Origin of the sequence: Paenibacillus sp. CCS19, assembly GCF_033239625.1 — a bacterium.
Taxonomy (GTDB): Bacteria; Bacillota; Bacilli; order Paenibacillales; family Paenibacillaceae; genus Paenibacillus_T.
Genome location: NZ_BTCK01000026.1, coordinates 63,988 through 89,640 on the forward strand (window position 1 = coordinate 63,988; position 25,653 = coordinate 89,640).

Genomic DNA, 25,653 nt, shown 5'->3' on the forward strand with positions numbered 1-25,653 from the left:
AGCGTGCCAAATAATCAGCAAGGAACCTGCATGAACAGGATGCTTAGCTGTGCATTCATGAAGTTTCGTCGTTTTATGCAAGCAAGCAGGAGAATAGCTGTAATGACCCATACGGACCAAAGTATTAGTTTATCCATGATTCAGATTATTAGCATGAATGAGGTAAATTAATCAGGAGCGGTCTGAACAGTAATCTTGAGTTGAAAAGAAGTTAAAGAGCGCCGCATAGCTGCGGCTTTTTAAGTTGCCAATAAACAAAGAACCTAACTATTTGACAAACCTTGCATAATCAGAATCGGAAGGAATCGCATCGATAACTGTGGTCAAGCCATCCGATAGCTTTTGAAGAATATCACGACATCTCCAGTTCACAGGAAGCAGCTCCGGCGGAAGCATGGGGTCAATGAGATATAGTTCATTGATGGCTTCTCCCAATGTAAGGAATAGGACAAACAGTTCCAAAGCATACACCTCGAACGCCGCTGATGAACGATTGTTCAAAGTATCTTGCAAGAGAGGTTCAAAATGTTCATCGTACCAATGCAGTTTTTCCTCATAGACTCTATTAACCTCCTTTAGAGACCATATTTCCTCTGCCTCTTGAGAGGTGATTTCCCCGTGATCCAACTTCCCAGTAAATATAGTTACATATTGTCCGGCACTGTGCTTGTGAATTAATTCTGACAGCTCTTCCTTGTATGGCCATGGAGATACATACACTCCGCTGTACAGCAGCCCTAGCCCTGTTTGGAGCAAATCGGCGCGTAATTGATCTCGGCGTTTGCGTTCCGATTCCGGGAAAGAAAGGAGAACCAGATGCCAGGTTCCCTCCCAAGTGGTGGAATAAAGCATTGGTTTACGATTGATGGAGCGAATATACGACCGTCCAGATTCCGTAATGCTGTAGGTGGAACGAGTAGGGTTATCGACATACTGCTCTTTCTTCAGCTTAGATAGTCCATTGCGTATATAAGGAGCAGAGTACCCTCGCTTCTCATAGATCCGGATGAGGTCTTGAGATTGCAATTGATCTGCTTTGGACAATAAGAATAGCATTTGTTTCTCCACGGATAGCATGATTCTTTTCTTCACCTCGTATTGACAAATTCTCATAAACGAATATAACATAAAAAGCGTCGACAACACAAATCAATGTTACAAAGCGGCGCCGCATCGTAAACCCAAATCGAAGGAGATTTGATTTCATATGAAAAAAACGACCTTGAAGGCTGGCAAAATCGCCCTGAGTCTCGGGCTTCTGTTGACCTTATCCATACCGCAAGTTTATGCAGCTGAGGATGTTACCAACGATGTGTCAACGATTCGCAAAGATGTCGCCAGCAATGTAGCAAGCTATCTCCAGTGGAATACGGAATTTGCCCTGACGGTTAACGGCAAGAAAATCGGAACGAAGGGCGAGATGGTGAATACGCGAATGCTTATTCCTTTACGTGCCGTATTCGAAGCAGCTGGAGCGGTTGTGAAGTGGCATAATGATACGCAGTCGTGGTCAGCGGAAGGTGAAGGATTCACAGCCATGCAGAAGCTCGGGGAAACTAAAGTTATCGTTAATGGGGTCGTATATGAGCTGGATCATGAGGCTGTCCTCGATCACGGCAATATGATGGTATCCTCTAGAATTATTGAGGCTGCCTTAGGCCTGGAGCTGCGCTGGGATTCGGCAAACCGCATATTGACGGCTTCAACTGTAACTTCAACATCGGGCTTCAAGGCTTGGTCAGATGCATTCACGGCATACAATAGCATCCCTGACAAATATGCGCATGGCTACGGGCAAAATATCAGCCTGCCCGTCAGTTGGAAAGACGCGCCGGAGGGGACTAAATCATTTGCTGTGGTGATGTATGATGTTCACCCGATTGCTGATAACTTTATTCATTGGAGCGTTCTTAACATTCCGGTATCGGAAGGGGGAATTGCAGAAGGTGCATCAGGCAAACTCCCGGACGGTGCAGTGGAATTAAACGGCTATTACGGTGCTGAACCTCCTCGTTATTCGGGTGATCATCTCTATCGTCTGGCCGTATACGCTCTTGACACCGATAAGCTCGACCTGCCAGATACAGCGCCTGTATTCTTCGAACAGTTAGAACCGCTGCTTGTGGCGCATTCGTTGGGCTATTCCAAACAGGACGGATTTGTTCATCAGAATTAATATAGTGTACGGGGGAGCAAGGACATGAACAATTATATCTCATTATTCGGAACAGTGAGCGTGCCGATCTTATTAGCTTGCTTCCTCGGATATGTTTATCAGAAGTATAAGTCACCTGACACGAAGGTTTTAGCGGATTTAAGCTTGTTCGTGCTATCGCCTTGCCTCATTGTGAGCGCTGTATCGGGAAGTGACTTGAACGACTCCGCTTTTGCCCACATTGCCTTATTCACTGTGATACAGACTGTACTTTGCTGGGTGGCCTCCGTAGGTGTAGGGAAATTATTTCGATTCGATACACCTTCTTCACGTGCAATGGAGCTTACAACGATATTTGCTAATTCGAACAACTACGGATTGCCGTTACTGCTTCTTGCATTCGGTAATGCTGGCTTCGCCATTGGCGTAACGAATGTGGTCCTTCATATCGTTCTAGTGAATACACTTGGTTTATATATTGCCTCACGCAGTTCATTCAGTCCTAAGCAAGCTGCTGCCAAAATGGTGCGTAATCCGTTGATCTATGCTGCAGCCGCAGGTCTGATCCTATATTTGTTCCAAATTCCGCTGCCAACAAGCATAAATTCAGGTCTTGAGCTTATTGGCGGAGCGTATGCTGCAATCGTGCTGCTCATGTTAGGTATGCAGCTTAAGAAAACAAACTGGCGTGCAAGCATGCGCCGCAAGCTATGGATATCAATCGTGATGCGAATTGTTGGCGTGCCTGCTTTGTCTTTTCTAACCATTAAACTGCTTGGACTTCACGGTCTTGAAGCTTCTGTATTATTCGTATAATCTTCTATGCCTTCCGCTATTAATTCTGTTGTGCTTATGGAGAAGTATGGGGGAGACAAGGAACTGGTATCGGTCAATGTTGCGATGACCACAGCAGCAAGCTTTCTTTATCTTCCTATTCTTATTTATTGGGCAGACTGGTTCTAAGAGACAGCTTAATTGATAAGTATACCGAATGAAGCTGCCGATAGGAGATCGGCAGCTTCATCTTGTAATCTATGGCCAGAAAGTCGGAGGACTGTCTGCTCTATCCGGTATGTAGAAATTGATTTTCCCTGGCAAAGCAGTAATGAGGCTGAATTGCAAAAGAAAAACCCCTGCATCACGCAGGGGTTGGAAGTTTAATTATGGTGATCTGTAGTGGGCTCGAACCACTGACCCCCACCCTGTCAAGATGGTGCTCTCCCAGCTGAGCTAACAGATCATGTTGGGTATTTAACTGGATTAAAAAGAGATGGTGATCTGTAGTGGGCTCGAACCACTGACCCCTACCCTGTCAAGATAGTGCTCTCCCAGCTGAGCTAACAGATCACGATGCAATTGAAGCGACATGAAATAATATACCACGCGGGAAAAACGTTTGTCTACTCTTTTGCGAGAAAAATATCCAAAAAAATAAACTAACGACGTGAATGGTTTATGTCATCAATAAAAGAAGCCGCTCAACGAGCGGCTTCACCTTACCTAAGTATTGCTTACGACTGCTCATGCGGAATGTCGCATTTGTTGCGAATGAACCGGATCTGATTCTCCAGTCGGTTAGCTTCTTGCTGCTGTTCGTCGGACAGCGGGTGCTGTGCTTGAAGCTGCTGCAGCTCGCTGATGAGTTCAGGCAAATCGGAAGATGCGCTTGCGCAATCGTAATTGGATTCCAGGTTGTGAGTCATGACGGGAGGCACTCCTTTCGTATCGTGAAGTCAATTCGCATGCATGGATGGAACAGCCATAGTATGACTCGAAGTGAAGACACTATTCGCAACAAGCGCCATATTGTCGTTCTACAGACACACCTTTTATGCATATCGTTATAGAAAGCGCATAGGAGGCGGAACTGTCAATGGCGGAGGAATACGCCCATTTGATCGTCTGGTTGATTGGTTTGTTCGGAATTGTTGGCGTTGTCATTGTGAGCGTGGCGCAGTTTGTCGTGAAAGATTCATTGGCCTATGATGAGGCATTCGTATGGCAAAGAAAGCTTCCGAAGGATAAAGGTAGAGACTGAGGAGGTTATTATCGGGATATACTAGCGAACATCACGAGCGACATAATTGGAGGAATGACGTTGAGATTTATGCATTCGGCATGGTTCGGCGCAGCCCTAGGTAGCGTGGCTGCGCTGCTTTTGTGTGTAATGGCAACAAGAGCGGCACAAGAATATGGCTGGTTCGAGACTCGCCAGACAGGTGCAGCGCATACCATTCAGACGGTACGTAATGATGTGTATGGAAGTGGGGTCAGAGAGGATGTCTATAGTGAACCGAAGATTGAGCAAGGCGGCATTAACGCACCGTCCAATCGGGTGGACAGGCTGTATTCGCCGACGATAACAGAAGAGGAGAAGGAGCTGGGATCCGATAGCGCCCAGCGCCGCTGAATGACGTTAAATATCGTAAGGCTTTCCTTGTTCGACGAAAGACATGAGGCCCGTCCGTCCTATAAACGCTGGCATCGTGTCGCCATAGTGCATCAACCGGGTGATCGATTGGATCGATTCCGGCAGGGTGAGCAGCTCGTCCAGACAAGCGTGCACAACCCCGGGAGAAGTGAGCTGGCAATCGTGAAAAATAGAGCGCACTCCGCGTTCGTCCACCAACTGCTGCAATAGCTGACGATTAAAAATCATATCCGCGCTGTAAAAGAACCGCTCGTTAATGAGGAACGAATAGCTGAGGCGCCCCTCGATATGCTCGGTTCGAATCGGTTCAACAACCAGGCCGGGCGCAAGCTCGGCCGGCTCACCTACAGCAAGCTCGCGTACTTCGAAGAAGTCGTCCAGCGATTGCAGCGAGTCTTGGTCACGCCCACCCTTGAGCGTATGCTCCCGCAGCTGCTCGCGAAGAGGAGCGGGGATATACAACACGGCCTTACGATGATGAACGATCATCATTTGGGACGCCAATTGTTCAAGCCCTCCGACATGATCGGCATGCGTATGACTAATCAGAACGGCATTCAAACTGCCGAATGAGACGTCCATCTTATGTAAGGCTCCCGGTGCTGTAACTCCACAGTCGACGAGCAGCCGAAATCCATCCGCCTCAATGATGGCGTTGTTGTTATCGTACACTTTGGCAAACGCGCTGCCCGTCCCGATCATCGTAATCGTTGCTGCCACTTCAATTCCTCCTAATGGATATCACCATAACCAACCCATTCCTATATCCTACCATGCAGAGCTGTCGATATACATTCTATACGATTGCCTACGGGATAGAAGCCTATCGACAGCTAAGCCCATTCTGGGTACGCGTCCGCACCCACTTTCATATGATGGTCATAGATCCGCCATGACTATGAGAACGAAGGTGTTGGACATCTATGAGCAAGGGCAAAGCGAAAGCATCGAAGAAGAAGAAAAAGTCAGCATCCGACCGTAAACAGGCCTTTCTGAAGCTGGTCCTGTCAGACACCTGTGCCGTATGCAAAACGCCTTGCGCACGCGGCATGCAGTATTGGGAACGGATGCAGGAGCCCGGCTCGATCGGCAAGGGCGTTCCATGTCCGCTTACGAAGACTTACCATTAATATTGGGTAATAAAACGCGATAGTCATTTCCCGGGGAAGCGCGAGATTCTACAGGTTACGACAGCTATTATAGCGATTATGAAATTTTATTCATAATCTGTTTTTACTGGCGCAACTTTACCGGGAAAGGAGAGTATAACCTTTCATCAGACATCCGATGGAGGGTTTACATCTATGAGGTTGAGGAAAGTGCTCATTGCACTGATGCTGCTGTCCGTGTGGGGAGGAAGCATGATATTCGCTGATGCTGCCGTACAGAAGGTGCGCGTCATTGTGAATGGCAGTGAACTAGACGATACGGGGCTTCTAGAGGACAACAAGACATACTTGCCGCTTCGTCAAATTGCTAATACGCTGCAAGCGCTTATCTCTTGGGATGAGAGTGCAAAGAAAGTAACGGTCTATAAACCGAATGTGCATATGTTCTTGTTCAAAGCGTCCGATAAGGAAGTAACCTTCGGCAACGTGGATAAAAATAACCGAGTTTCGTTCATGGTGTTCGCTCAAATCGATAATCTGCTGACGAGCGTTTCCGCCGTTAAGGTATCGATCTTTGATCCATACGGCAGCGAGAAGATCATTCAGCAGCAATCGGTTAATGTGACGAAGGATAACTTCTGGTTCCGTACGAGTGACATCAAATATTTCTTCGACTCCGCGGGCAAATATTCCGTTCGCTTCTATATGAAGGCTAACGATAACGATGAGTGGCGGCAAGTTTCGGAGAAAATAATTACGGCTCAATAAAGGTGCACCGGCTGAATGCAATCAGCCGGTGTTTTGCGTTTGACCACATGGGTCGAACATGATACGATACGAGGGTATATGCGCCTATAGGCGTATTAATGATCGAAATGGGGTAAAGACACATGAGCGAACATGAACATGTACATGGCGATGATTGCGGCTGCGGCCACGATCATGAGCATGAAGAGCATGTATTTGTAATGACGGATGAAGACGGTACAGAGCGTGAGATGGTAATGGTCTACACGTTCGAGTCGGAAGAGCAAGTATACGCTGTTCTGATCGACCGCAACAATCCAGAAGAAGACGGTCTCATCTTCCGCATCGAAGAAGAGAACGAAGAAGCGTTCCTCGTAGGCATCGACGATGATGCTGAATGGGATCGCGTGACGAAAGTATACGAAGAAATCGCTGCTGCAGAGAACAGCAAGTAATCGTATATATGCAAGAAACCCGCCTGTGGCTTAAGCCGCAGGCGGGTTTTTACATTATGGGTAGAAAACCTACTTACGTGGATTAAAATACATAACCCGCCCATTGAACAACGTTAGCTCGGCCTTCAGCCGCTGCGCGATGAAACGACATAGCTCATTGGCTTTGCCTTTGTCGCCGTGGGTGGCGCCGTCGGGGAGTACGATCTGGACCGTAGGACAGCTTTCTTCGGTTTGTTCGTTCACTGGTGCCGTGCTTAGTGCAATGTGTCGGTAACGGGAAGCGTTGCCTCGTAAGTACAACCATGTCGGCTCGCTGCTTGAAGGTTCGGTCACCTTCTCGATCGTGTAAGGAAATGCAGCTTCTTCATACTCCCAATTCAGCTGATGGCCGGTTCGCTTCAGCGCATCCTGATACTGCTCTAGTGATTGCTCGAGCTCTTCCAATGTGATGCCTGACGGAGCGGCCGAGCCTTGAACCAACCGAATGTAAGCGTGATTCCCCATCTTCGCACACCTCCTATACGCATCATAGCATGGCCAGGGAAAAGCTGACAATGACCGCTTCGGGAAGCGCAAACAAGCCGCTCCGCACAGCGCTGACAGCGGCTGATGCGAGGCGGCTTGTTATTGTTAAACAGCTTATCGTCGTCTAGAAAATCGCTTCTTCGTCTGCGATTACTTTCACGAATTGAATCGTACGGTCTTCCGGACCTTTGACCGGCAATCCGACTTCTACATGATCAACGATGTAATCGATGTTCTCTTGCGAGATGACTTCGCCCGGCAGAAGAATCGGAATGCCTGGCGGGTAGACGTAGATGAATTCTGCAATGATGCGTCCTGCCGACTCTTTGAACGGAATAATTTCCGTATCTTCGTAGAACGCGTCGCGCGGCGTGAGAGCCAGATGCGGAATCTCTGGAATTTTGACTACGAGCTCTTTCACTTCGCCCTTCGAATGGAACACGTCGGACATCGTGCGGAGCGCATGAATGAGCTTATGTGCGGTTTCCTCTGTATCACCAGTCGTAATCAGGCACAAAATGTTATACATATCGCTCATCTCAACTTCAAGATTGAAGTTGTCGCGCAGCCAATTCTCTGCTTCGTAGCCAGTGATGCCAAGATGGCGGACATGAATCGTCACTTTGGTCGGATCGTAATCGTACGTCGCTTCTCCGCCGAGAATGTCTTCGCCGAAGCTGTACAAGTCTTTAATGGTGTTCACTTCGGAGCGAACGTATTGTGCCAGTTCAATTGCGCGCTCTGCCATTTCGTGACCATTAAGCGCCAGGTGACGGCGAGATGTATCCAGCGAAGCGAGCAGAATATAAGAAGTCGACGTTGTCGTCAGCATACTGATAATCGTCTGAACACGAGTTGGGTTCACACGTCCAGCGCGTACATTGAGCACGGAGCTCTGCGTCATGGAACCGCCGAGTTTATGCACGCTCGTTGCCGCCATATCGGCACCCGCCTGCATCGCGGACATCGGCAGCTTCTCGTGGAAGTGGATGAGTACGCCATGCGCTTCGTCAACGAGTACAGGTACATCGTAGCTATGAACAAGATCAACGATTTCCTTCAGGTTGGCACAGATTCCGTAGTACGTCGGATTGATGACGAGCACGGCTTTTGCATCCGGGTGTTTGTCCAGCGCGCGGCGGACGGAACGGGTCGTGATGCCGTGGTCAATCCCGAGATTGCCGTCACGGGCAGGCGAGATGAATACAGGGCGGGCGCCGGATAAAATGATCGCGGACATAACCGATTTATGTACGTTGCGCGGCACGATTACTTTCTCGCCGGGTCCGCACACCGACATAATCATCGTCATAATGGCATTGCTTGTACCTTGGACGGAAAAAAAGGTATAATCGGCTCCGAAGGCATCTGCTGCCAATTTCTGTGATTGTTCGATAACGCCTGTCGGTTGATGTAAATCGTCCAGTGGTGCGATATTAATTAAGTCGATCGATAATGCATTATCACCGATAAATTCCCGGAATTCAGGGTCGCTGCCCATGCCTTTCTTATGTCCGGGAATGTGGAATTGTAAAGGATTTTGCTCCGCATGGCGGCGAAGCGCGCTGAAGAGCGGAGTCTGGTTATGATCCATCGCTTCATCCCAGCCTTTCATCTAGCCTCGTAGTTACAAACAAAGTTGAGTATAGCAAAAACAGGGGGGAATGCAAGCAAGTTTTTGGCCGCCGGCGGATGGCCGTCCGTCTTGCATCTTGAACCGTGTTTGTCGAAAGGAGCAGCACATGTCAATTAGTACCGCTATAACTGGAAGAAGAGTACTCACTTCTCCATTTGTTATCCAACTGCTTATTATTATGTTCTTTGTCGAGTTTGTAAAAGGCGCGTTGATGGTGTCGATCCTCCCGGTCTATATGGGCACGGTGCTCGGATTGTCGGCCTATGCTATAGGATGGGCACTTGCCCTTCAATATATAGGAGACAACGCGTTTCGCAGTCCGCTTGGTTGGATTATCGATCGCGTCGGCTATCGAACCGTCATGCTGACTGGAGTGCTGTTAACGTTCGCAGCTGTCGTTATCGTCGCGGTTACCGACGATATGCCCTGGATCATTTGCGCTTGTCTGCTCATCGGCGTCGGCACCTCGCCTCTATGGCCATGCGTCATCACAGGGGCTACGGCGGTCGCGGGTTCCGAGGCCAGCGGCACGATAATGAGTGTCGTCTATATGGCTTGGCTCACGGGCGTTGGCGCGGGACCGATCGTGATTAATTTCTTCATCTCTCACACGTATGAGTCGGCTTTCAAAATTTTGATTGTGCTCATGGTTATCTCCACGCTTGTGACCATTTTTCTGCCAGGACGTAAGCAATCTAGAGCGATCGAGGGAAAGGTAGAGCCGTCAGCGAAACGGCAAGGTCAACATGACCGGCCCATGTTGGAACGAATTCGTACCTATTTAGCCAAGGTCAGCAGTTCGATGCATGCGAGCAAGCTGTTATATCCGGCGATGTTCATGCAGAATTTCTCCCTTGGACTTCTTGTGCCGGTATTGACGCTGTATGCGCGTACGGTGCTGCATCTGAAGCCGGAGCAGTACAGCATGTACATGTTGGCTGGCGGCGCTTTTACCGTGCTCGGCTTAATTCCTGTCGGCAAAGCGGTCGATAAATTCGGAACGCGTTGGTTCCTGCACTTCGGCTTTCCGGCTGCCGCGATCTCGCTCACGCTGCTCGGCTATACGCGCGACCTGCTGCTTGTGCTGCCGATCGTCGCGTTGGTTGGGTTAAGCTACGCGCTTATTATTCCATCGTGGAATGCGCTTATCGCAGAAGCGATTCCGAAGGAAGAGCGTGGCGCCGTATGGGGCTTCTTCCTAACGATCGAAGGGGCAGGCATGGTGCTTGGATCCATCTTGTCCGGCAAAATGTGGGATACATACGGTCCGCATTCGCCGTTTCTCTTCAGCGGCGTCGTGCTCATCACGCTATTCGTTCTTCATTTGTTCATTACACGCAAGTCAGCGGTTATGGTACGATAGGCAGATGGAGGGATTGACCAAATGAAAGACAAACGTCTGCTAATCGTGATGGCAACGCTTATGATCACGTTCGTCGGCTTCGGCATCATTATTCCGGTTATGCCGGAGCTCATTCTGGCGACCAATACAGGCTCCGCCGAGCTGCATACCGGTCTGATGCTCGCGATTTATTCCGCTGTTTCGTTCGTGCTGTCCCCTTTGTGGGGCGGTCTGTCCGATCGAATCGGACGGCGTCCGGTTATTCTAACGGGGGTGCTCGGTTTCGCAGCCAGCTTCCTATTGTTCGGACTTGCGGCAGGCAATTTGCCGCTTATGTACGCCTCCCGCGTACTTGGCGGATTGTTCTCGGGCGCTGTTACATCTGTGATCGTCGCCTATGTCGCTGACATTACGCCACCCGAGCAGCGGACCAAAGGCATGGGGCTTGTCGGCATGTCGATCGGGCTTGGATTTACGATCGGGCCTGGCTTCGGAGGGCTGCTCAGTCAAGTGTCGCTGGAGACGCCGTTCTACGTCGCTGCTGGATTGTCCACGGTAACGTTCCTGCTCGCATGGATGAAGCTCGGAGAATCGCTTGCGCCGGAGCGGCGCCGATCATCAACGGAGCGCAAGCCGTCCCGTTGGACCGCTTTTACCGGACCGCTCAAATATTTGTACATACTCGCGTATGTCGTGTCGTTCTCGCTTGCAGGCATGGAGGCGACGCTGCAGTTCTTCGGCATCGAACGGTTTGATGTAACGCCGGGACAGGTCGGCTTCATGTTCTTCGTGTGCGGCATTGTCGGCGCGCTCATTCAGGGCGGCGTCGTCCGCAGACGGATCAAGAAAGGCGAAGAGCCCAAGTATATTATGCTGGGCCTTATCATCTCGGCGGTTGGTTTCTTCTTGCTCATGTTCTCGCATTCGCTCGTATGGGCAACGATATCGCTGGCTGTATTCGGCGTAGGCAATGCGCTCATTCGTCCTTGCGTCACCTCGCTTATTACGCAGAAGACGACCGTAGGACAAGGCGTCGCATCCGGCCTAAGCTCGTCTATGGATAGCTTGGGACGAATAACAGGCCCGCTGCTTGGCGCATTCTTATTCGGTCTCAATCTGCAGCTGCCTTATGTTGTCGGCGGTGTTCTATCGATTGCAGCGCTTGCGCTGCTCGCGCAGTTCAGACGATTGGATCGTCAGCCTGCGCATGACTCGCATACGAAGACGGCATAACGGCAGCATAGGCATACGTCATCAAGATCATAGCTGTGCTGACAGAAGCCGGCCCGATATGTCCCAGCGTGGACATCGGGCCGGTTTTTATATAGAAAGAGTCAAATGGGGGAGAGAGTCATAGTGGCTGTGTCTATAGTATGGGTAGAGGACGAGCAGGCGCTGCTCGAAGAGGGAATTCGTTATTTGCAGATGGAAGGTTTCGACGTCTATGGTGCTGCCAACTGCGGCGAGGCTGTACAGCTGATCGAGATGCATAGTCCGAGGCTGCTGCTTGTAGATTGGCTGCTGCCTGGCGGTGAGAGCGGCATTGATCTATGCAAGCGCAATGAGCATGAATGGCGGCTCCCGGTCATTATGCTGACAGCCAAAGGGGACGAGTTCGATAAAGTGCTCGCGCTTGAACTTGGAGCGGACGACTATATGTCGAAGCCCTACAGCCTTCGGGAGCTCACAGCTCGAATTAAGGCTGTGCTTCGTCGATCAGAACGCGGCGCGGGACAAGTGAGAGGCAGCGATCCGAATGCAGAATCAGCGATCATTCGAAGAGGGGAGCTCTCGATTGATCCGCAGCGGTATGTCGCGGAGAAGAACGGCGAGCCGCTGAAGCTGACACGAACGGAGTTCATGCTGCTCTGGCAGCTTGCCCAGCATCCGGGGCGAGTCTATACGCGCGCACATCTGATGGAGGCTGCGCTTGGCGATGACTATCTCGGCTTTGAACGGACGATCGACTCTCATATCCGTAACGTGAGACGCAAGCTGGAAGAGAACCCGGCAGAGCCTCGATATGTGCTTACCGTCTACGGCGTTGGCTACAAGTTTGGTTATGGCTCCTGAAAGAAGAGGTGTACTTGGAATGAAGAGCGGTTCGCAATCGTTTCGGGCTGCCAGGCTGACGACAGTCATATTGGGTGTTCTTATCGTTTTATTCGGCCCGCTCCTGCTCCTGGCAAGCGGTTGGTACGTGCAGCGGCAAGAGATGAAGGAACGCAGCGACGAGCTGGCGGTATATTGGAATCGATATGCGGCGAGCTTCTACGAGATGCAAGGTGGATGGGGAGGGCTCGAGGAGAGGCTCCAAGCGGATCTATTGGATTATCCGAACCGTACGTTCATCGTGCGAGTATTTGATCGGAAAGGCGAGCGAATGGCACTTGGAAGCACGTCTTCGGAGGCGCAAACATCAAGTCGCATTCGCAAACCGATAGTAGCGGATGACACCATTATCGGCTATACCGAAACATTGCTTACGCAGCAATCGAGCATCCCGGCTGTCACTTGGCTTGGAGCGATTGCGGCTTTCATAGCTGGGTGCGTGGTAGGGCTCTTGTTGTTTATGAGATGGCGAGCTGAATCGTCGCGTATGCTGCGTCAGATTCAGGATCGCGTTGCAGCGTTTATACCGGCACGTCGTTCTGATGCTCATCTTCGTCCAATGGCACAATCAGATGCATTCGAACAGATGGCTGCGACTGCTTCAATTCAGAATCGGTTGGAGCAAGACATCATACAAATTGAAGACTATGTGCGCAAGCTGGAGACGGTTCGACGGTCGATGGTTGCCGATATTGCCCATGAGCTGCGAACGCCGCTTGCCATTATGCGGTCTCAGCTCGAGAATGCGTTAATCTCCGAGACGCCTCTAACGCTTGAGAAGACGGCATTCATGCATGATGAGCTGCTATATCTGACGAAACTCGTGCATGATCTGCAGGAGCTGGCGCTAGCGGAGGCGGGCAAGCTGCCGCTGGAGAAAAGCTGGTTCTCGCTGCGAGAAGCTAGTGAAGCGGTCATTGAGGCGCTGGACGGTGAATACGAAGAACAATCGTTACGCATTGAGTTGGTTGCTCCGTCCGATGTGATGGTGTATGCAGATCGAATTCGGATCCGTCAATTGATCGTCAATTTAGTAGGAAACGCACTTCAGCATGCACGGACGCGAGTGTCGGTTTCCGTCATCCAACGAGAAGGAAGCGTAATTTGGACAGTGGAGGATGATGGGGTCGGCATCGAGGAGGAGCAGCTTGCCCATCTGTTCGAACGATTTTATCGAAATGCCTCGCACCCCAAAGGTACGAAACGCCGTGGACTTGGTTTGGGGCTGTCGATTGTGAAGCAATATGCAGAAGCGCATGGCGGTACGATCGAAGTAGCCAGCGTTTGGGGCGAAGGAACGACCTTTCGACTGCAGCTCCCGGTCATTACGGCTTAACGTCATAACGGGATTGAATTCTGATGCTATCTGCACAAGTTCTGCACATTTGCTCGATAACTGCTGCACATCAATCTGATACCTTATCGGTAGCAGCTATATCGAATGAATGAGGGGGAAGACGAATGATGATTCGAGTGGAACATTTGACGAAGACATACGGGCAGGGTAATGCGGCAGCTTATGCGCTTCGGGATATTAGCTTGGAGATTGCGGAAGGCGAGTCTGTCGCCGTAACGGGACCATCGGGCTGCGGCAAGACGACGCTGTTGCATGTGTTGGCAGGCATTGAAACGTTGGACGAGGGCAAGGTGTGGATCGGTGATGCCGCGCTTCATGAGCTGAAGGAGCAGGAGCTGGCACAGCTGCGTCTGGAACGGATGGGATTCGTATTCCAGGCGTATCATCTTATTCCTGTATTGACGGCCTGGGAGAATGTCTCGCTTCCGCTGACGGCCAGGGGATTCAAGGCCTCCGACGCGAAGAAACAGGCGATGGAGGCGCTCCATCGCGTTGGTCTTGCGGACAAGGCTGGGCGATATCCGTCCGAGCTGTCCGGCGGACAAAATCAGCGGGTAGCGATTGCGCGTGCGATCGTCGGTCGGCCAGCGATCATCTGGGCGGACGAGCCGACAGGCGCGCTGGATTCGGAATCAGCCGAGCAGGTTGTGGGGCTGCTCGATATGCTTCATAAGCATGATGGGACGACGGTCGTGACCGTTACGCATGACAGCAGTATTGCACAGAAGGCGAATCGAATCATTCGAATGCATAATGGCCGCGTGCTTGATCATGGATTGGTGACGCAATGATAGGGCGGCGTATTGTATGGAAGATGGCGCTGGCGAATGCGAAGCTTAGCTGGAAGCAGACGGTGCTGACGATCATAGCAGGTGCCATCGGCACGATGCTCATTGTCATGGCGTACGTCCAATATGCATCCGTCGATAAGAGCGTAGATGACTGGGTGAATCGGCATTTTGGCGTGGTGAACTGGGAGCTGATCCCTAACGAAAACGATGTTGACAGCAGGTTCTCGGGTGAGGAAGCGGAACAAATTATTAGCAGCTATAACAATGACTTAATGCCGAGTGAAATTAAGCTGCTTCCGGTTGTAAGTACCGAAGCCTACATGGTGAGGCTTCAGCCAGATGGACAAGCGGCAGGGGCATTGCCTGGAGTGCGCGTAATGGGCTTCAATTCGAGTGCCGCAGCGTCCTATGATATTAGTAATAGCGGATTATGGTCTGTTAATATGGATGATGTTTCAGCGATAATCGATGAGCAGACGGCATCAATTAGTCATTTGAAGGTGGGCGATGCGGTCCGTTTGGAAGCGACGAGCGGAAGCAGTCTGCTGGTCCAAGTGAAGCAGATCGTGCCGACCGAAGGGCTGCCTGGTTATCGCGGAGGGACTGGGAGCAGTCTCGGGACGGTTATCTTGTCGGAATCAGCGGCTCGCCTGCTTACTGGCATGCGAGAAGGATACGACCGGCTGCTGGCAAGGAATGGAGCGGGACAGTCAGCGATGAACGGTTTTTCAACGCCAGGGGATACCGCTTCGATGTTCCAATCCCAATTCGTCAAGTGGGAAGCGATGAATCGGGCCGATCAGATGAAGAAGCAGTATATTACCGTATTCTTGATCTGTATGGTCGCGGTAGCTTCTTGCTTGATGCTGCTTCGTCAAGTGCTGGCGATGATCGCTGATGCAAGACGCGAGATGTTCGGCGTGCTACGTGCGCTAGGGTTGTCGCGTGGTCATATTCGCAGCATGTTTGCCGCCGAAGCGCTTGTATTGTCTTTGTTGTGCGCTGTTCTCGGGACATTGCTGGGCACAGGCTGCGGGGTGCTGTTAGTTCGGTTGTTCTACGGTACGTATGCGGATGAACTAGCACGTTCTTCTGGGATAAACATTACGATCGTTCCTTATATACCGGTCGGCGGTCTGTTCCTCGTCATGGCTGTTATAGTCTTATTCATGTCATTCATTGCGCTGCTCGTAGCGCGTAAAGCGGGTAAAGTACGTATTATCGATGCGCTTAGAGGAGGCTTCGAATCCGTTAGTCAGACAGATTCCATGAAGAAGCGGCGTAAGAAATCGGTGCTTATTCTTGTCCTTGCTGCTTGTGCGATCATTCTGCATATCTGTCAGCTTCTAGCGGAGCCGCCTGAAGCAACGGGAGGAACATTAGTATATCTCATGCTTACATGGCTCGCCGCTTGTCTAGGTGCACTCTATATTGTACTTCTATTGGCTGGTCGTGCCGCAGGTCCGATTAACGGACTGACTAGAATGCTTCGATTCCCGCACGTATCGGTCCTGCTAGCCAGCCGATTCTCAAGACAGCATCCGACAAGGACGTATACGATTGCGTTATTGTTTGCTCTCATGATGATGATGCTGACATTGACGGCATCGCTTTACACCGTCATTTATGACAATCAGGACGTAGACAAAACAAACCAGACAGTGCTCGGCTACAACGGATACGTAGGATATGATACGGAGGAACAGAAGCAGCGAATTGTGGACGTTGTGACGAACAATGATGCGGTCCAATCGATTGTACAACGGAGTACAACACTAGAGCCTTATATGCTTACTGTAATAGAGCAAGGGATCGGGCAGGCATTCGTTCCTGTAACCGAGGATCTAATTATGGGTGGAGGGCTTCAACTGCGGCAACGGGCTGCGCAATTCTCAAGTGATGAGGAAGCGTGGTCGGCTGTAATGAATGATCCGCGCTATATTATTTTGCCCATGTGGTATCTGTATTCTGATCCTGATCGGGCGGCGTTTGACCTTCAGGTACTTGTGAAGGCTGGCGATACGATCGAGCTGCCGATTTATAAGTCTAAGCTGCGTATGATGAATGAGAAGTGGAAGGCGGACGACACGCGATCATTCATTGTGGCAGGTTTTGCAGAGGATAACTCGGAGTCGAATATGCAGACGTATCTCTTCCGAACAACCTACGTGAACCCCGATGTACACGAGGAGCTTCGGAAATATGGGTCCAAGTGGCCGGATCAGTTCAAGCAAGGCCTTGTTCTGCTACAATACAATGATCGGGACCTGAAGTCGACGCAGCGGCTTGAAGAGACACTGCTCATGAACGGCATTACGAGCTTCCACTCGCCGTATGCGGATAATCGGGCGCAGCAGCTAATTAACAAGCAGTTGATGCGAGGATTCATCGGCTTTACGATGGTGGCGGCGTTGATCGGCTTATTCGGACTTGTCATCGTACAGCTGCGTGCTGTAAGCGAGCGATCGCGAACCATTGCTATGCTGCGATGTGTCGGACTATCTCGTAAACATATTAGCCGGATGTTCTTGTTGGAAGGGAGTCTGATCAGTCTTACAGGGCTTGTTGTCGGCTGGATGATCGGCTCGACGGGGGCACAGGTATTCATCCATGCGCTTCAAGGGGACACACGTCCTGGCGAACAACAGTGGTTGTTCCATTATCCTTTCGATATCATTGTCCCACTCCTGCTGGCGCTGCTTGTCGCGGCACTGGTCATGAATATGGCCCCGGCAAGCGGAGCGTTGAAGCTCGCACCAGCCGAGGCCTTGCGTGAAGCCCAGCAATAGATAATTTTTAAGGCGATGGAACGGCAAGCCCTCTCATAATAAAATCAATCGTCGCTTGCCGTTCCTGCTCATCGTCCCAATCTGCCCCTTCCTTCTCGCCGTACAACGCACGAACGATCACATAGCCGATCATCGTGGAGACGGCTAGCCGAATAATCGTTGTGGATGGCAGATCGATGAGCATGCCGTCCTCTCGGAATCGATCGACGATCACGGTCATTCGAGCAAGCACCTGTTTCAAGACGACCTTCTGGAATTGCTCCTGCAGGTCGGGGTGGAACGGGACCTCCTGCACGAAGATTTTTAAGATGGACATATTCTTCTTCAGGAATAGAATCCGATTGTCAATGACTGCACGAAGGAATTGATCGAAGCTGTCATATCGGTCCTCGAATACACGGCCGAAATCCCGCATGACGAATGGGGCGACGATTCGCGACATGACAGGGGCGACGATGGACAGCAGCAGATCCTTCTTCGTGCGGTAATGACGGAATATCGTACCTTCGGCCACGCCTGCTCGCTGTGCAATCTCGCTGGTGGATGCGGCTGCGAACCCTTTGCTTGCGAATATCTCGGCAGCTGCAGCGACGATTCGGGCTTGTTTGTCCGTCATTCGAAGCTGCGGATCGTCCTGCTGCATCAGCTCCTTGAGCCATTCATCGAGGGGCTGTTTGTCGTTCATGTTGAGTCACTCCTTACAGAGGTAGTTCAAAAAGTCGACTTTTGATCACGAAGTAAGTCAGGAAGCCTATTCGACGTCGAAGCTTGCGTTCATCTTCGGAGTCCGGTATTCATGTAGGTACTGCCTACACTCCGTTCCTCCTGAAGTTATTTGCGATACTTCAAGTATTACAGTCTGCGAGCAAATAACAGCATCGTAAGCAAACGCTATTCAGGTTCTCGCAATCTTCTCGGTGCTGAAAATTCGACTTTTTGAACATGAATTTATAACCGGCGATGCTTGCGAAGCGCTACAATGTTGAGCAGCGCGAATAGAGCGGAGAAACCGAGCAGCACATAAGCATCAACTCCGATATCTCCCCAGCCTTCTCCGCGGATCATAATGCCTCGCATCGCATCGGCACCATAATACAGCGGCATTATGTTGCTTAGCTTCTGCAGCCAAGGATTCATGGCATCGAGATTGAACAGCCCGCTGAAGAACGCTTGCGGAACGACGACGATCGGGATGAATTGAATAATTTGAAATTCGGTGCTCGCGAACGAGGAGAGCAGCGTTCCCAGCGTTAGAGCGGTCAGCGCAAGCAGCAGATTGATCAACAGCATATAGCCGATCGATCCTACCATATACATCCCTAATACTTTGACAGAATAAGTCGCAATCAGCGTCGCTTGCAGCAGCGCGAACACACCGAAGCCTGCGAGATAGCCGGTCACAATCTCATGCCTGCGGATAGGCGTTGCAAGCAATCGCTCGAGCGTGCCGCTTGTTCGTTCGCGCAGGAACGAGACGCCCGCGAGCAGGAAGACGAAGAAGAATGAGAAGAAGCCGATCAATACGGGACCGAATGAATCGAATGACGCCATGTCGGCTGTACCGTGCAAATAGCTGACTAGAGGCGATGAATCCATATTTACTTGATTACGCAGCGTATTCTGGAGCAGCAGCATCACGGCTTTATTCATCGAGGGGTCGCTCCCCTCAAGCGTGACGGATGGCCGTCCATCGTGGACGGTAACGACGGCATCGAGCTTGCCTTCCCGTAGATCATCCATCGCTTCGTCGAGATTCGTATAGCTGCTGATATCCGCATCCGCCGCAGCAAGCTGGTCCGTCAAGGCGGCAGGCATCTCTGCGACGCCGATATCAGGAGAAACAGACTGCCCGTCAAATACGAGCTTCATCAGCGTTAACACGAACAGCGGGGCAATGAACAGAAGGGCGAGCGTGCGTCGATCCCGAACAAACTGTTGAATAATCCGCAGAGCCAGCGCGCCTACTCTCATGAGACAGCCCCCTCTTCCATGCGTGAACCTAAGGTGATGAATGCCTCTTCGATGCTGCTGCACCCCGTTTGCGCAAGCAGATTCGCAGGGGTATCTACTGCAATGAATCGTCCGTCTCGTATAAGACCGAGACGATCGCATTTCTCCGCTTCATCCATAACGTGGGTCGTTACGATGATCGTCGTACCCTGCTCAGCCAGCGACTTCAGCTCCTGCCAGATGGAGCGGCGGAGCACAGGGTCAATCCCGACCGTCGGCTCATCCAGCACGAGCAGAGAGGGGCGATGCATGAGCGCAATGGCTAGTGACAGCCTGCGCTTCATACCTCCTGAATAGGCTGCAACCTGCTTGCCTAGATGATCGGTCAGATCGACGAGACTTGCCGCTTCTTCGATGCGCTGGTTCAATAATGCTCGTTTAAGACCGTACAGCTTGCCGAAGAACGCCATGTTCTGACGACCGGACAGCTCCATATACAGAGCATCTGACTGTGCCATATAGCCGAATCGATGGAGCATCTCCAGCTTCGGCAGCGGGACGCCGAGCATATGTGCCGTACCGCTGTCTGCCCGGTCGATGCCCGCCATCAACTTGATGAGCGTTGTTTTGCCTGCGCCAGAAGGACCAAGAAGCCCGAATAGCTCTCCTTGCGGAATCGTAAGCGATACCCGGTTAATAATCGTGCGATGATTGAAGGAACGTGTTACGTTGTCCAGCACAATAGCTGGCGGTAGATCATTTGCCAATGGTACGCTCATCATCGTTTCACTCCGATCGAGTTGAATGAGTGTTTACTCACTATCCAGTATATTCCTATTTGCGCTCCTTGAATAGTGAGTAATCACTCATTTTTTCCTCGGTCTCGAGACGGAGTGGAAGCTCCAACCATAGACGAGTCGGAAAACCGACCTCGGACGTTTTCGAGCCATCTATGCTCTCCTGTATGATTGCTAATGGATATGAGAGAGAAGGAAAATTAAAGGAGATGGAAAGAGATGAGTAAGTTGACGGAGTGGGCGTTTCGCAATCGCTCGGCTGTAGTCCTGCTGATCATTATGGCACTGGGCTTAGGCGCGATCAGCTATGCAAGACTGCCAATGGAATTTTTACCCAAAATCGATAATCCCGAAGTAGCTGTAACGGTGCTCGCACCAGGCTATGATGCGAAAACGGTAGAGAAGCAAATTACAGGACCGATCGAAGAAGCGGTTCAATTCACGAAGGGCAAATCCGATATGTTCTCGACGTCAGGCGACGGGTACGCGAGCATTCAGATCGCCTTCGGTTCGAAGACGAATATGAAGGAAGCGAAGGCGGAGATCGAGCGCAGCGTGGCGAACGTGCAGCTGCCGGAGCGGGTAATGAAGCCTTTCGTCGTCCAATTCGATACATCGATGATTCCGATCTCCTGGGTTGCCGTGACGTTCGATGAATCCATGACGGATGCAGAGAAAGAAGCGCGCATCAAAGAAATCGAGACGGAAATCAAGAAAGCGGACGGTGCAGGCCAAGTGTCGGTATCCGGCCGTGTAGCGCCTCAGATCAGCATCACTCCAGATCCAGAGAGGCTTGCGAGCAAAGGTTTATCGGTTCAAGCCATTATGGGCTTGCTGCAAAGCCGCGGCGTATCGGCATCGATCGGTCAGCAAAATATCGACGGCACAGCAGGCAACGTGAATGTTGTGGCATCGATCAATGATATCGAGACGCTTCGCAAGCTGCCGCTTGCACAAGGCGTGGCTCTCAGCGATGTAGCGACGGTCGAGTTGGCGAAAGAGCAGGAGAGCATCGGCCGGATGAACGGCAAAGATACGATCATGCTCACGGTATCCAAGGCTGCGGATGCAAATGCCGTAACGGTCGGCAAATCGGTTAAAGATATTGTCGATCAGCTCAACTCGACGCATAAGGATATTGAAGCCTCGATCATTATCAGCACATCCGATATGGTTGTCGATTCGGTAAACAGCATGATGCAAGAGGTGCTGATGGGTGCGTTGTTCGCAACGGTTGTCATTCTCGTGTTCATGCGCAACTTCCGCGCAACGCTGATTACGATTATTTCGATTCCGTTGTCGCTTGGCATCACGTTGTATTTGCTGCAAATTTCCGGCGTATCGCTTAACGTCATTACGCTCGGCGGTGTTGCAGTAGCCGTTGGACGTCTCGTGGACGACAGTATCGTCGTTATTGAGAACATCTACCGCAGGCTGCAAAAAGAGTCGTTCTCGTTCAAGCTCGTTGCCGACGCAACAAGGGAAGTATCGACTGCAATCACGTCGTCGACGCTCGTTACAGTGGCGGTATTCCTGCCAATGGCACTGCTTCGCGGTTCGCTTCAAGCGCTGCTGCTGCCATTCGCATTGACAGTCGGTTACTCGCTGCTCGCTTCGCTGCTCGTTGCATTGACGGTAGTGCCTGTACTTAGCGCCGTGCTGCTCCGCAACACGAAGGCTGTTGAACATAAAGGCTCGCCGCGCTTCGCTGCGTTCCTCGGTTGGAACCTGAAGCACAAATGGGTGCCGCTTCTTATCGCTGTATTATTGTTCGTTGGATCGATCGGTGCTTATGTAGCGATGCCTAAGGGTGCAATTGATTCCTCCAACGCCGATATGCTGAACGTGACGCTGGAATATCCAAGCGGAACAACGGTTGATCAAGTGCTCGATAACGGTAAGAAGCTGGAGCAATATTTGATCGACAATCAATCGGTTGACAAAGTATTCATGCAATACGGCAACAGCTCCGATGGCGCGCAATACGGCGAGGTATCGTCGCCTACGGTTGTAACGTACATGGTTGATGTGAAGGACGGTTCGGATGCAGAGAAGCTGATGTCCGATATTAAAGCGCAGAAGTCCACCCTTGGGGATGGCGACATTCAAGCAAGCGCATCAAGCCTGATGACTGGCGGCAGCGGTTCTTCCGTATTCGTTGACGTTGTTGGCGATAATCTGGATGATCTGAGTGCAGCTGCAGCAAGCTTGACGAATGAAATCAAAACCGTCGATAACGTCTTGAAGGTTTCGACCAACCAAGAGCAGAAGAAGACGGTCTATACGTTCGATATCGACCCGCTCAAAGCGCGCGGTCAAGATGTTGCCTTGCAGCTGCAAGCGATGTTGAACCCGATGCCGATCGGTTCGCTCAATATTGACGGTCATGACTCCTCGGTTGTTCTGCAGCCGACGATCAAGCCGGAAACGGAACAAAACCTGAAGGACCTGACGGTCATGACGGATAACGGTCCTACGCCGATTGCTCAAGTGGGTAAACTTGTGAAGTCGGAAGAGCCGAGCATGTACTATCACAAAGACGGTAAACCGTATGTGCGTATTACAGCAGTTGCCGATCCGAAGCAGCTCTCTGTTGTAGGTGCAGACATTCAGAAGAAGGCGGATGCGCTTAAGATTCCTGATGGCGTGAAGCTCATCGTTGGCGGCGCTTCGGTCGACCAATCGGGCGACTTCGCTGACCTTGCGGTAACGGCGTTGATCTCGATCCTGATTGTGTACTTGATTATGGTGCTGACGTTCAAAACGCTTCGCGCTCCGCTCGCGATTCTGTTCTCCCTGCCGCTTGCTGCGATCGGCGCCGTTCTCGGTCTGATCATCGGCAATGTTACGCCGGACTTCACAGCCGCATTCGGTGGCCTCATGCTGGTCGGCATCGTCGTCACGAACGCGATCGTATTGATCGACCGCGTGAAGCAGAACGAGAAGACGATGTCGATCCGCGAATCGCTGATCGAGGCAGCAACGACACGTATGCGTCCGATCGTCATGACGGCTATCGCAACGATCTGCGCAATGCTGCCGCTGATCTTCGGTTCGCATGAGAGCGGAAGCATCGTATCGCAAAGCCTTGCAATCGTCGTAATCGGCGGCCTGACGGCAGCGACGCTGCTCACGCTCGTCATCGTGCCGTGCATCTACGAGTTGTTCTTCTTCCTTAAGTCGCGCAAGCAGCGCCGCAGCGCGACGCAAGAAGCTAAACAACAAGCAGCTAACGTTGCTGTACAGAGCTAAGATGTTTCGCTAGTTAGATAGAGGGAGCGCCCGCGAGCTGCGGGCGCTCCCTTTTGTGTCATAGGCGAGTCATCTTCCTACCGAACCACTTAAAGAGCTGCTGAAAACCAACAAACGGGATAACCGACAGCGCCGATATCCATAGGCTGCCGCGGATCATCCCCGGCTTCAAATCCATTGGGGAGAAGGCAATGAAGAGCAGAACTAACACGCTGAATGCCGCACAGTATGCGGCAAGAGTGACCCAGAGACGCACCGACGGGCGTGTACGGAAGCTAGCTGCAATCATGCTGTCAATGAGCATCGTTAGCGGAATTGCAATCAGAATATAGAGGGCTAATAGAATAAGCAGGCCGATTACAAACAAATGAATGAAGGAATCGTAGTACACGTTTTCCAAGCGCTCAATCGCTGGTGTGTAACTGTTTATCGTGGCGATGAGAGAAATGAGTAATGCGGTACATACAGCAGATAAAAACTTGGCCATATGGGTTGACCTCCTGTTGGCAACAAGGAATGTGGTTATGCAGCGTTGAAATGTAACGTGATGGGTTGATTCTTACTAATTCTGATACGACGAAGAAGAGGGTGTTTCCTTTGAACAATATGATCCAGGCTTCCGTCATACAGCTTGCCGAACGTTTTCAACTGCCGGAACGAGTCGTGAACATCGAGGAATTGCCGTGGGTTCCGTTCACCGACAATCATTCTTGCCATTTCAAGCCGCTGCGATTCGATCTTAGCACGGGGACTTGGATTTATTTGTTCCGAATGCAAAGCAATCAGGCGCTGGGCAGACATCGTCATACAGGCGGAGCTGTGATCGGTTATAACATACAAGGGACATGGCGGTATGAGGGACGCACATGGGCGGCGACGCCGGGGACGTTCGTTTTTGAACCGCCAGGGGATATTCATACGCTGATTACGGAAGACGAAGAAGTCGTGAGCCTGTTTATTCTGAGCGGCACGCTTCAGTACTTCGATGACAATGACCAGATCACGAGCCAAGACGATATCTACACCGTGTTGAACAAATATCGGAATCATTGTCTGGCCAATGATATTCCATTCCGAGAGGATCTTATTTACTAGCCGATCGGCATATTGGATGGCTTGCGTTTAGAAAAGGGGGAGAGATTCAATGCTTTATATTTTTGGCGGTCTGCCAGGCACAGGGAAGTCTACGTTATCCTCGGCATTGGCTCGCGAGCTTCGTGCCGTACACTTAAGGGTGGATGTCGTGGAACAAGCGATGCGTGATGCGGGTATAAAGTTGGAGGGGCCTGAGGGTTATATGATCTGTTACGGACTAGCGTCCCACAATCTCCAACTGGGGCTTGATGTCATCGCGGACATGGTCAATCCGATTGAACTGACCCGCCAAGCTTGGCGGGATGTGGCCGAGTCTCTTCGTATTCCATACGTCGAGATCGAAGTGATCTGTACGGACAAGGAGGAGCACAAGCGCCGGGTCACTACCCGAGTGTCCGATATTCCCGGTCTTCAGCAGCCATCATGGGAGGCTGTAGAGTCCCGTCATTACGAACCCTGGGACCGCGACCACATCATCATCGACACCGCCCGCCACAACATCGCCCAAAGCATGCAGCTCCTGCGAGAGCTGATAGATAAGTGACGAGTACATATAAATCGCCAACGTACCAAACCGATAAACGTAGGTGCAGTTTTGCACCAACAAACCGCCAATCGCGTCAAACCAGCCAACATTGGTGCACAAATGCACCTACAACCGAGGATCGCGCCAAAACGGTAAACGTAGGTGTAGTTTTGCACCAACAAACCGCGGATCGCGCCAAAACGGTAAACGTAGGTGCAGTTTTGCACCAACAAACCGCCAATCGCGCCAAACTAGTCAACGTAGGTGCGTATATGCACCTACGTCGATCCGAAACAAGAGTAACATCAAAAACAAAGCGCTGCCGGCGAATTGCCAGCAGCGCTTTTCATTTTTTCTCCCATAAAACGATGATGCAGGCGGGCTTCAGTGAAGGAACACACGGAGTGGGCAAATGTTGTGAAGCGAGCAGCAGTTAGGGAACACGTAGCAGATAAATGATTCTGTAGAAACGTTAGTGCTCGCCTTTGTCACTCGGATTGTTACAACTTCTGAATTTATTTAATCAGAACAATCCGAGGACAACAGTTATTATGAACGAAACAGACTCCCCGAATTGCAACACC

The 25,653-nt window shown here is 51.1% G+C and carries 25 protein-coding genes and 2 tRNA genes; 16 read left to right on the forward strand and 11 right to left on the reverse strand.

The features are described 5' to 3' along the window. Positions 1-267: 267 nt before the first annotated feature. The gene (locus tag SBI19_RS17840) at positions 268-1,077 is read right to left on the reverse strand and encodes a PaaX family transcriptional regulator C-terminal domain-containing protein (protein WP_317970609.1); all 810 of its coding nucleotides are present in this window, start codon (positions 1,075-1,077) and stop codon (positions 268-270) included. A gap of 130 nt (positions 1,078-1,207) precedes the next feature. Between SBI19_RS17840 and SBI19_RS17845 the strand changes: the two genes are divergently transcribed. Then, positions 1,208-2,176: a YbhB/YbcL family Raf kinase inhibitor-like protein gene (locus tag SBI19_RS17845; RefSeq protein WP_317970611.1), complete on the forward strand. Its 969-nt coding sequence runs from the start codon at positions 1,208-1,210 to the stop codon at positions 2,174-2,176. 24 nt (positions 2,177-2,200) lie between these two features. Continuing rightward, entirely contained in the window at positions 2,201-2,971 is a 771-nt protein-coding gene (locus SBI19_RS17850) for an AEC family transporter (protein ID WP_317970613.1), read from the forward strand. Between the two features lie 348 nt (positions 2,972-3,319). Here SBI19_RS17850 and SBI19_RS17855 read toward each other — a convergent pair. The 3 genes from SBI19_RS17855 to SBI19_RS17865 all read right to left on the reverse strand — a co-directional run bounded on the left by SBI19_RS17855 (position 3,320) and on the right by SBI19_RS17865 (position 3,858). Continuing rightward, positions 3,320-3,395, reverse strand: a tRNA-Val gene (locus SBI19_RS17855). Between the two features lie 31 nt (positions 3,396-3,426). Then, a tRNA-Val gene (locus SBI19_RS17860) sits at positions 3,427-3,502 on the reverse strand. Positions 3,503-3,666: 164 nt separating this feature from the next. Continuing rightward, on the reverse strand, positions 3,667-3,858 hold the full coding sequence (locus SBI19_RS17865) for a DUF2524 domain-containing protein (RefSeq protein WP_317970615.1): 192 nt from the start codon (positions 3,856-3,858) through the stop codon (positions 3,667-3,669). Positions 3,859-4,028: 170 nt separating this feature from the next. Here SBI19_RS17865 and SBI19_RS17870 point away from each other — a divergent pair, with 170 nt between their 5' ends. Both SBI19_RS17870 and SBI19_RS17875 read left to right on the forward strand, forming a co-directional pair. Further along, complete coding sequence (locus tag SBI19_RS17870; RefSeq protein ID WP_317970617.1) at positions 4,029-4,193, forward strand: hypothetical protein; 165 nt, start codon at positions 4,029-4,031, stop codon at positions 4,191-4,193. A gap of 60 nt (positions 4,194-4,253) precedes the next feature. Next, complete coding sequence (locus SBI19_RS17875) at positions 4,254-4,565, forward strand: hypothetical protein (protein WP_317970619.1); 312 nt, start codon at positions 4,254-4,256, stop codon at positions 4,563-4,565. Between the two features lie 6 nt (positions 4,566-4,571). Here SBI19_RS17875 and SBI19_RS17880 read toward each other — a convergent pair whose 3' ends face one another. Continuing rightward, positions 4,572-5,306, reverse strand: coding sequence for an MBL fold metallo-hydrolase (locus tag SBI19_RS17880; protein ID WP_317970621.1), 735 nt, complete (start codon positions 5,304-5,306; stop codon positions 4,572-4,574). A 203-nt stretch (positions 5,307-5,509) separates the two neighbouring features. On the opposite strand from SBI19_RS17880, the gene SBI19_RS17885 reads away from it, so the two are divergent. From SBI19_RS17885 to SBI19_RS17895, 3 genes are all read left to right on the forward strand, one after another. Continuing rightward, on the forward strand, positions 5,510-5,716 hold the full coding sequence (locus SBI19_RS17885) for a hypothetical protein (protein ID WP_317970623.1): 207 nt from the start codon (positions 5,510-5,512) through the stop codon (positions 5,714-5,716). Positions 5,717-5,890: 174 nt separating this feature from the next. After that, entirely contained in the window at positions 5,891-6,463 is a 573-nt protein-coding gene (locus SBI19_RS17890) for a stalk domain-containing protein (RefSeq protein WP_317970625.1), read from the forward strand. Positions 6,464-6,585: 122 nt separating this feature from the next. After that, positions 6,586-6,897 (forward strand): DUF1292 domain-containing protein, encoded by a 312-nt coding sequence (locus SBI19_RS17895; RefSeq protein WP_317970627.1) that lies wholly within the window; start codon positions 6,586-6,588, stop codon positions 6,895-6,897. A gap of 69 nt (positions 6,898-6,966) precedes the next feature. Here SBI19_RS17895 and SBI19_RS17900 read toward each other — a convergent pair whose 3' ends face one another. Both SBI19_RS17900 and SBI19_RS17905 read right to left on the reverse strand, forming a co-directional pair. Then, entirely contained in the window at positions 6,967-7,401 is a 435-nt protein-coding gene (locus tag SBI19_RS17900) for a DUF1885 family protein (protein ID WP_317970629.1), read from the reverse strand. A gap of 145 nt (positions 7,402-7,546) precedes the next feature. After that, the gene (locus SBI19_RS17905) at positions 7,547-9,016 is read right to left on the reverse strand and encodes an aminotransferase class I/II-fold pyridoxal phosphate-dependent enzyme (RefSeq protein ID WP_317970652.1); all 1,470 of its coding nucleotides are present in this window, start codon (positions 9,014-9,016) and stop codon (positions 7,547-7,549) included. A gap of 148 nt (positions 9,017-9,164) precedes the next feature. Here SBI19_RS17905 and SBI19_RS17910 point away from each other — a divergent pair, with 148 nt between their 5' ends. The 6 genes from SBI19_RS17910 to SBI19_RS17935 all read left to right on the forward strand — a co-directional run bounded on the left by SBI19_RS17910 (position 9,165) and on the right by SBI19_RS17935 (position 17,449). Continuing rightward, positions 9,165-10,421: an MFS transporter gene (locus SBI19_RS17910; protein ID WP_317970631.1), complete on the forward strand. Its 1,257-nt coding sequence runs from the start codon at positions 9,165-9,167 to the stop codon at positions 10,419-10,421. A gap of 21 nt (positions 10,422-10,442) precedes the next feature. Then, positions 10,443-11,633, forward strand: coding sequence for an MFS transporter (locus SBI19_RS17915; RefSeq protein WP_317970633.1), 1,191 nt, complete (start codon positions 10,443-10,445; stop codon positions 11,631-11,633). 123 nt (positions 11,634-11,756) lie between these two features. Further along, positions 11,757-12,473: a response regulator transcription factor gene (locus tag SBI19_RS17920; protein WP_317970635.1), complete on the forward strand. Its 717-nt coding sequence runs from the start codon at positions 11,757-11,759 to the stop codon at positions 12,471-12,473. Positions 12,474-12,492: 19 nt separating this feature from the next. Continuing rightward, on the forward strand, positions 12,493-13,848 hold the full coding sequence (locus SBI19_RS17925; RefSeq protein ID WP_317970636.1) for a sensor histidine kinase: 1,356 nt from the start codon (positions 12,493-12,495) through the stop codon (positions 13,846-13,848). A gap of 125 nt (positions 13,849-13,973) precedes the next feature. After that, positions 13,974-14,660, forward strand: coding sequence for an ABC transporter ATP-binding protein (locus SBI19_RS17930; protein WP_317970637.1), 687 nt, complete (start codon positions 13,974-13,976; stop codon positions 14,658-14,660). Further along, entirely contained in the window at positions 14,657-17,449 is a 2,793-nt protein-coding gene (locus SBI19_RS17935; RefSeq protein ID WP_317970638.1) for an ABC transporter permease, read from the forward strand. Before SBI19_RS17930 ends, SBI19_RS17935 begins: the two co-directional genes overlap by 4 nt. Before the next feature lie 7 nt (positions 17,450-17,456). Here SBI19_RS17935 and SBI19_RS17940 read toward each other — a convergent pair whose 3' ends face one another. The 3 genes from SBI19_RS17940 to SBI19_RS17950 all read right to left on the reverse strand — a co-directional run bounded on the left by SBI19_RS17940 (position 17,457) and on the right by SBI19_RS17950 (position 20,181). After that, the gene (locus SBI19_RS17940; RefSeq protein WP_317970639.1) at positions 17,457-18,134 is read right to left on the reverse strand and encodes a TetR/AcrR family transcriptional regulator; all 678 of its coding nucleotides are present in this window, start codon (positions 18,132-18,134) and stop codon (positions 17,457-17,459) included. A 263-nt stretch (positions 18,135-18,397) separates the two neighbouring features. Next, a complete protein-coding gene (locus tag SBI19_RS17945; RefSeq protein ID WP_317970640.1) occupies positions 18,398-19,420 on the reverse strand; it encodes an ABC transporter permease in 1,023 nt (340 codons plus the stop codon). Then, on the reverse strand, positions 19,417-20,181 hold the full coding sequence (locus tag SBI19_RS17950; protein ID WP_317970642.1) for an ABC transporter ATP-binding protein: 765 nt from the start codon (positions 20,179-20,181) through the stop codon (positions 19,417-19,419). The genes SBI19_RS17945 and SBI19_RS17950 overlap by 4 nt, the downstream gene beginning before the upstream one ends. A gap of 234 nt (positions 20,182-20,415) precedes the next feature. On the opposite strand from SBI19_RS17950, the gene SBI19_RS17955 reads away from it, so the two are divergent. Next, entirely contained in the window at positions 20,416-23,448 is a 3,033-nt protein-coding gene (locus SBI19_RS17955; RefSeq protein ID WP_317970644.1) for an efflux RND transporter permease subunit, read from the forward strand. A gap of 58 nt (positions 23,449-23,506) precedes the next feature. Here SBI19_RS17955 and SBI19_RS17960 read toward each other — a convergent pair whose 3' ends face one another. Then, a complete protein-coding gene (locus SBI19_RS17960) occupies positions 23,507-23,935 on the reverse strand; it encodes a hypothetical protein (RefSeq protein ID WP_317970646.1) in 429 nt (142 codons plus the stop codon). 119 nt (positions 23,936-24,054) lie between these two features. Here SBI19_RS17960 and SBI19_RS17965 point away from each other — a divergent pair, with 119 nt between their 5' ends. After that, complete coding sequence (locus tag SBI19_RS17965) at positions 24,055-24,543, forward strand: 2,4'-dihydroxyacetophenone dioxygenase family protein (RefSeq protein WP_317970654.1); 489 nt, start codon at positions 24,055-24,057, stop codon at positions 24,541-24,543. A gap of 49 nt (positions 24,544-24,592) precedes the next feature. Continuing rightward, entirely contained in the window at positions 24,593-25,087 is a 495-nt protein-coding gene (locus SBI19_RS17970; protein ID WP_317970648.1) for a P-loop nucleotide/nucleoside kinase family protein, read from the forward strand. Positions 25,088-25,653: the final 566 nt, after the last annotated feature.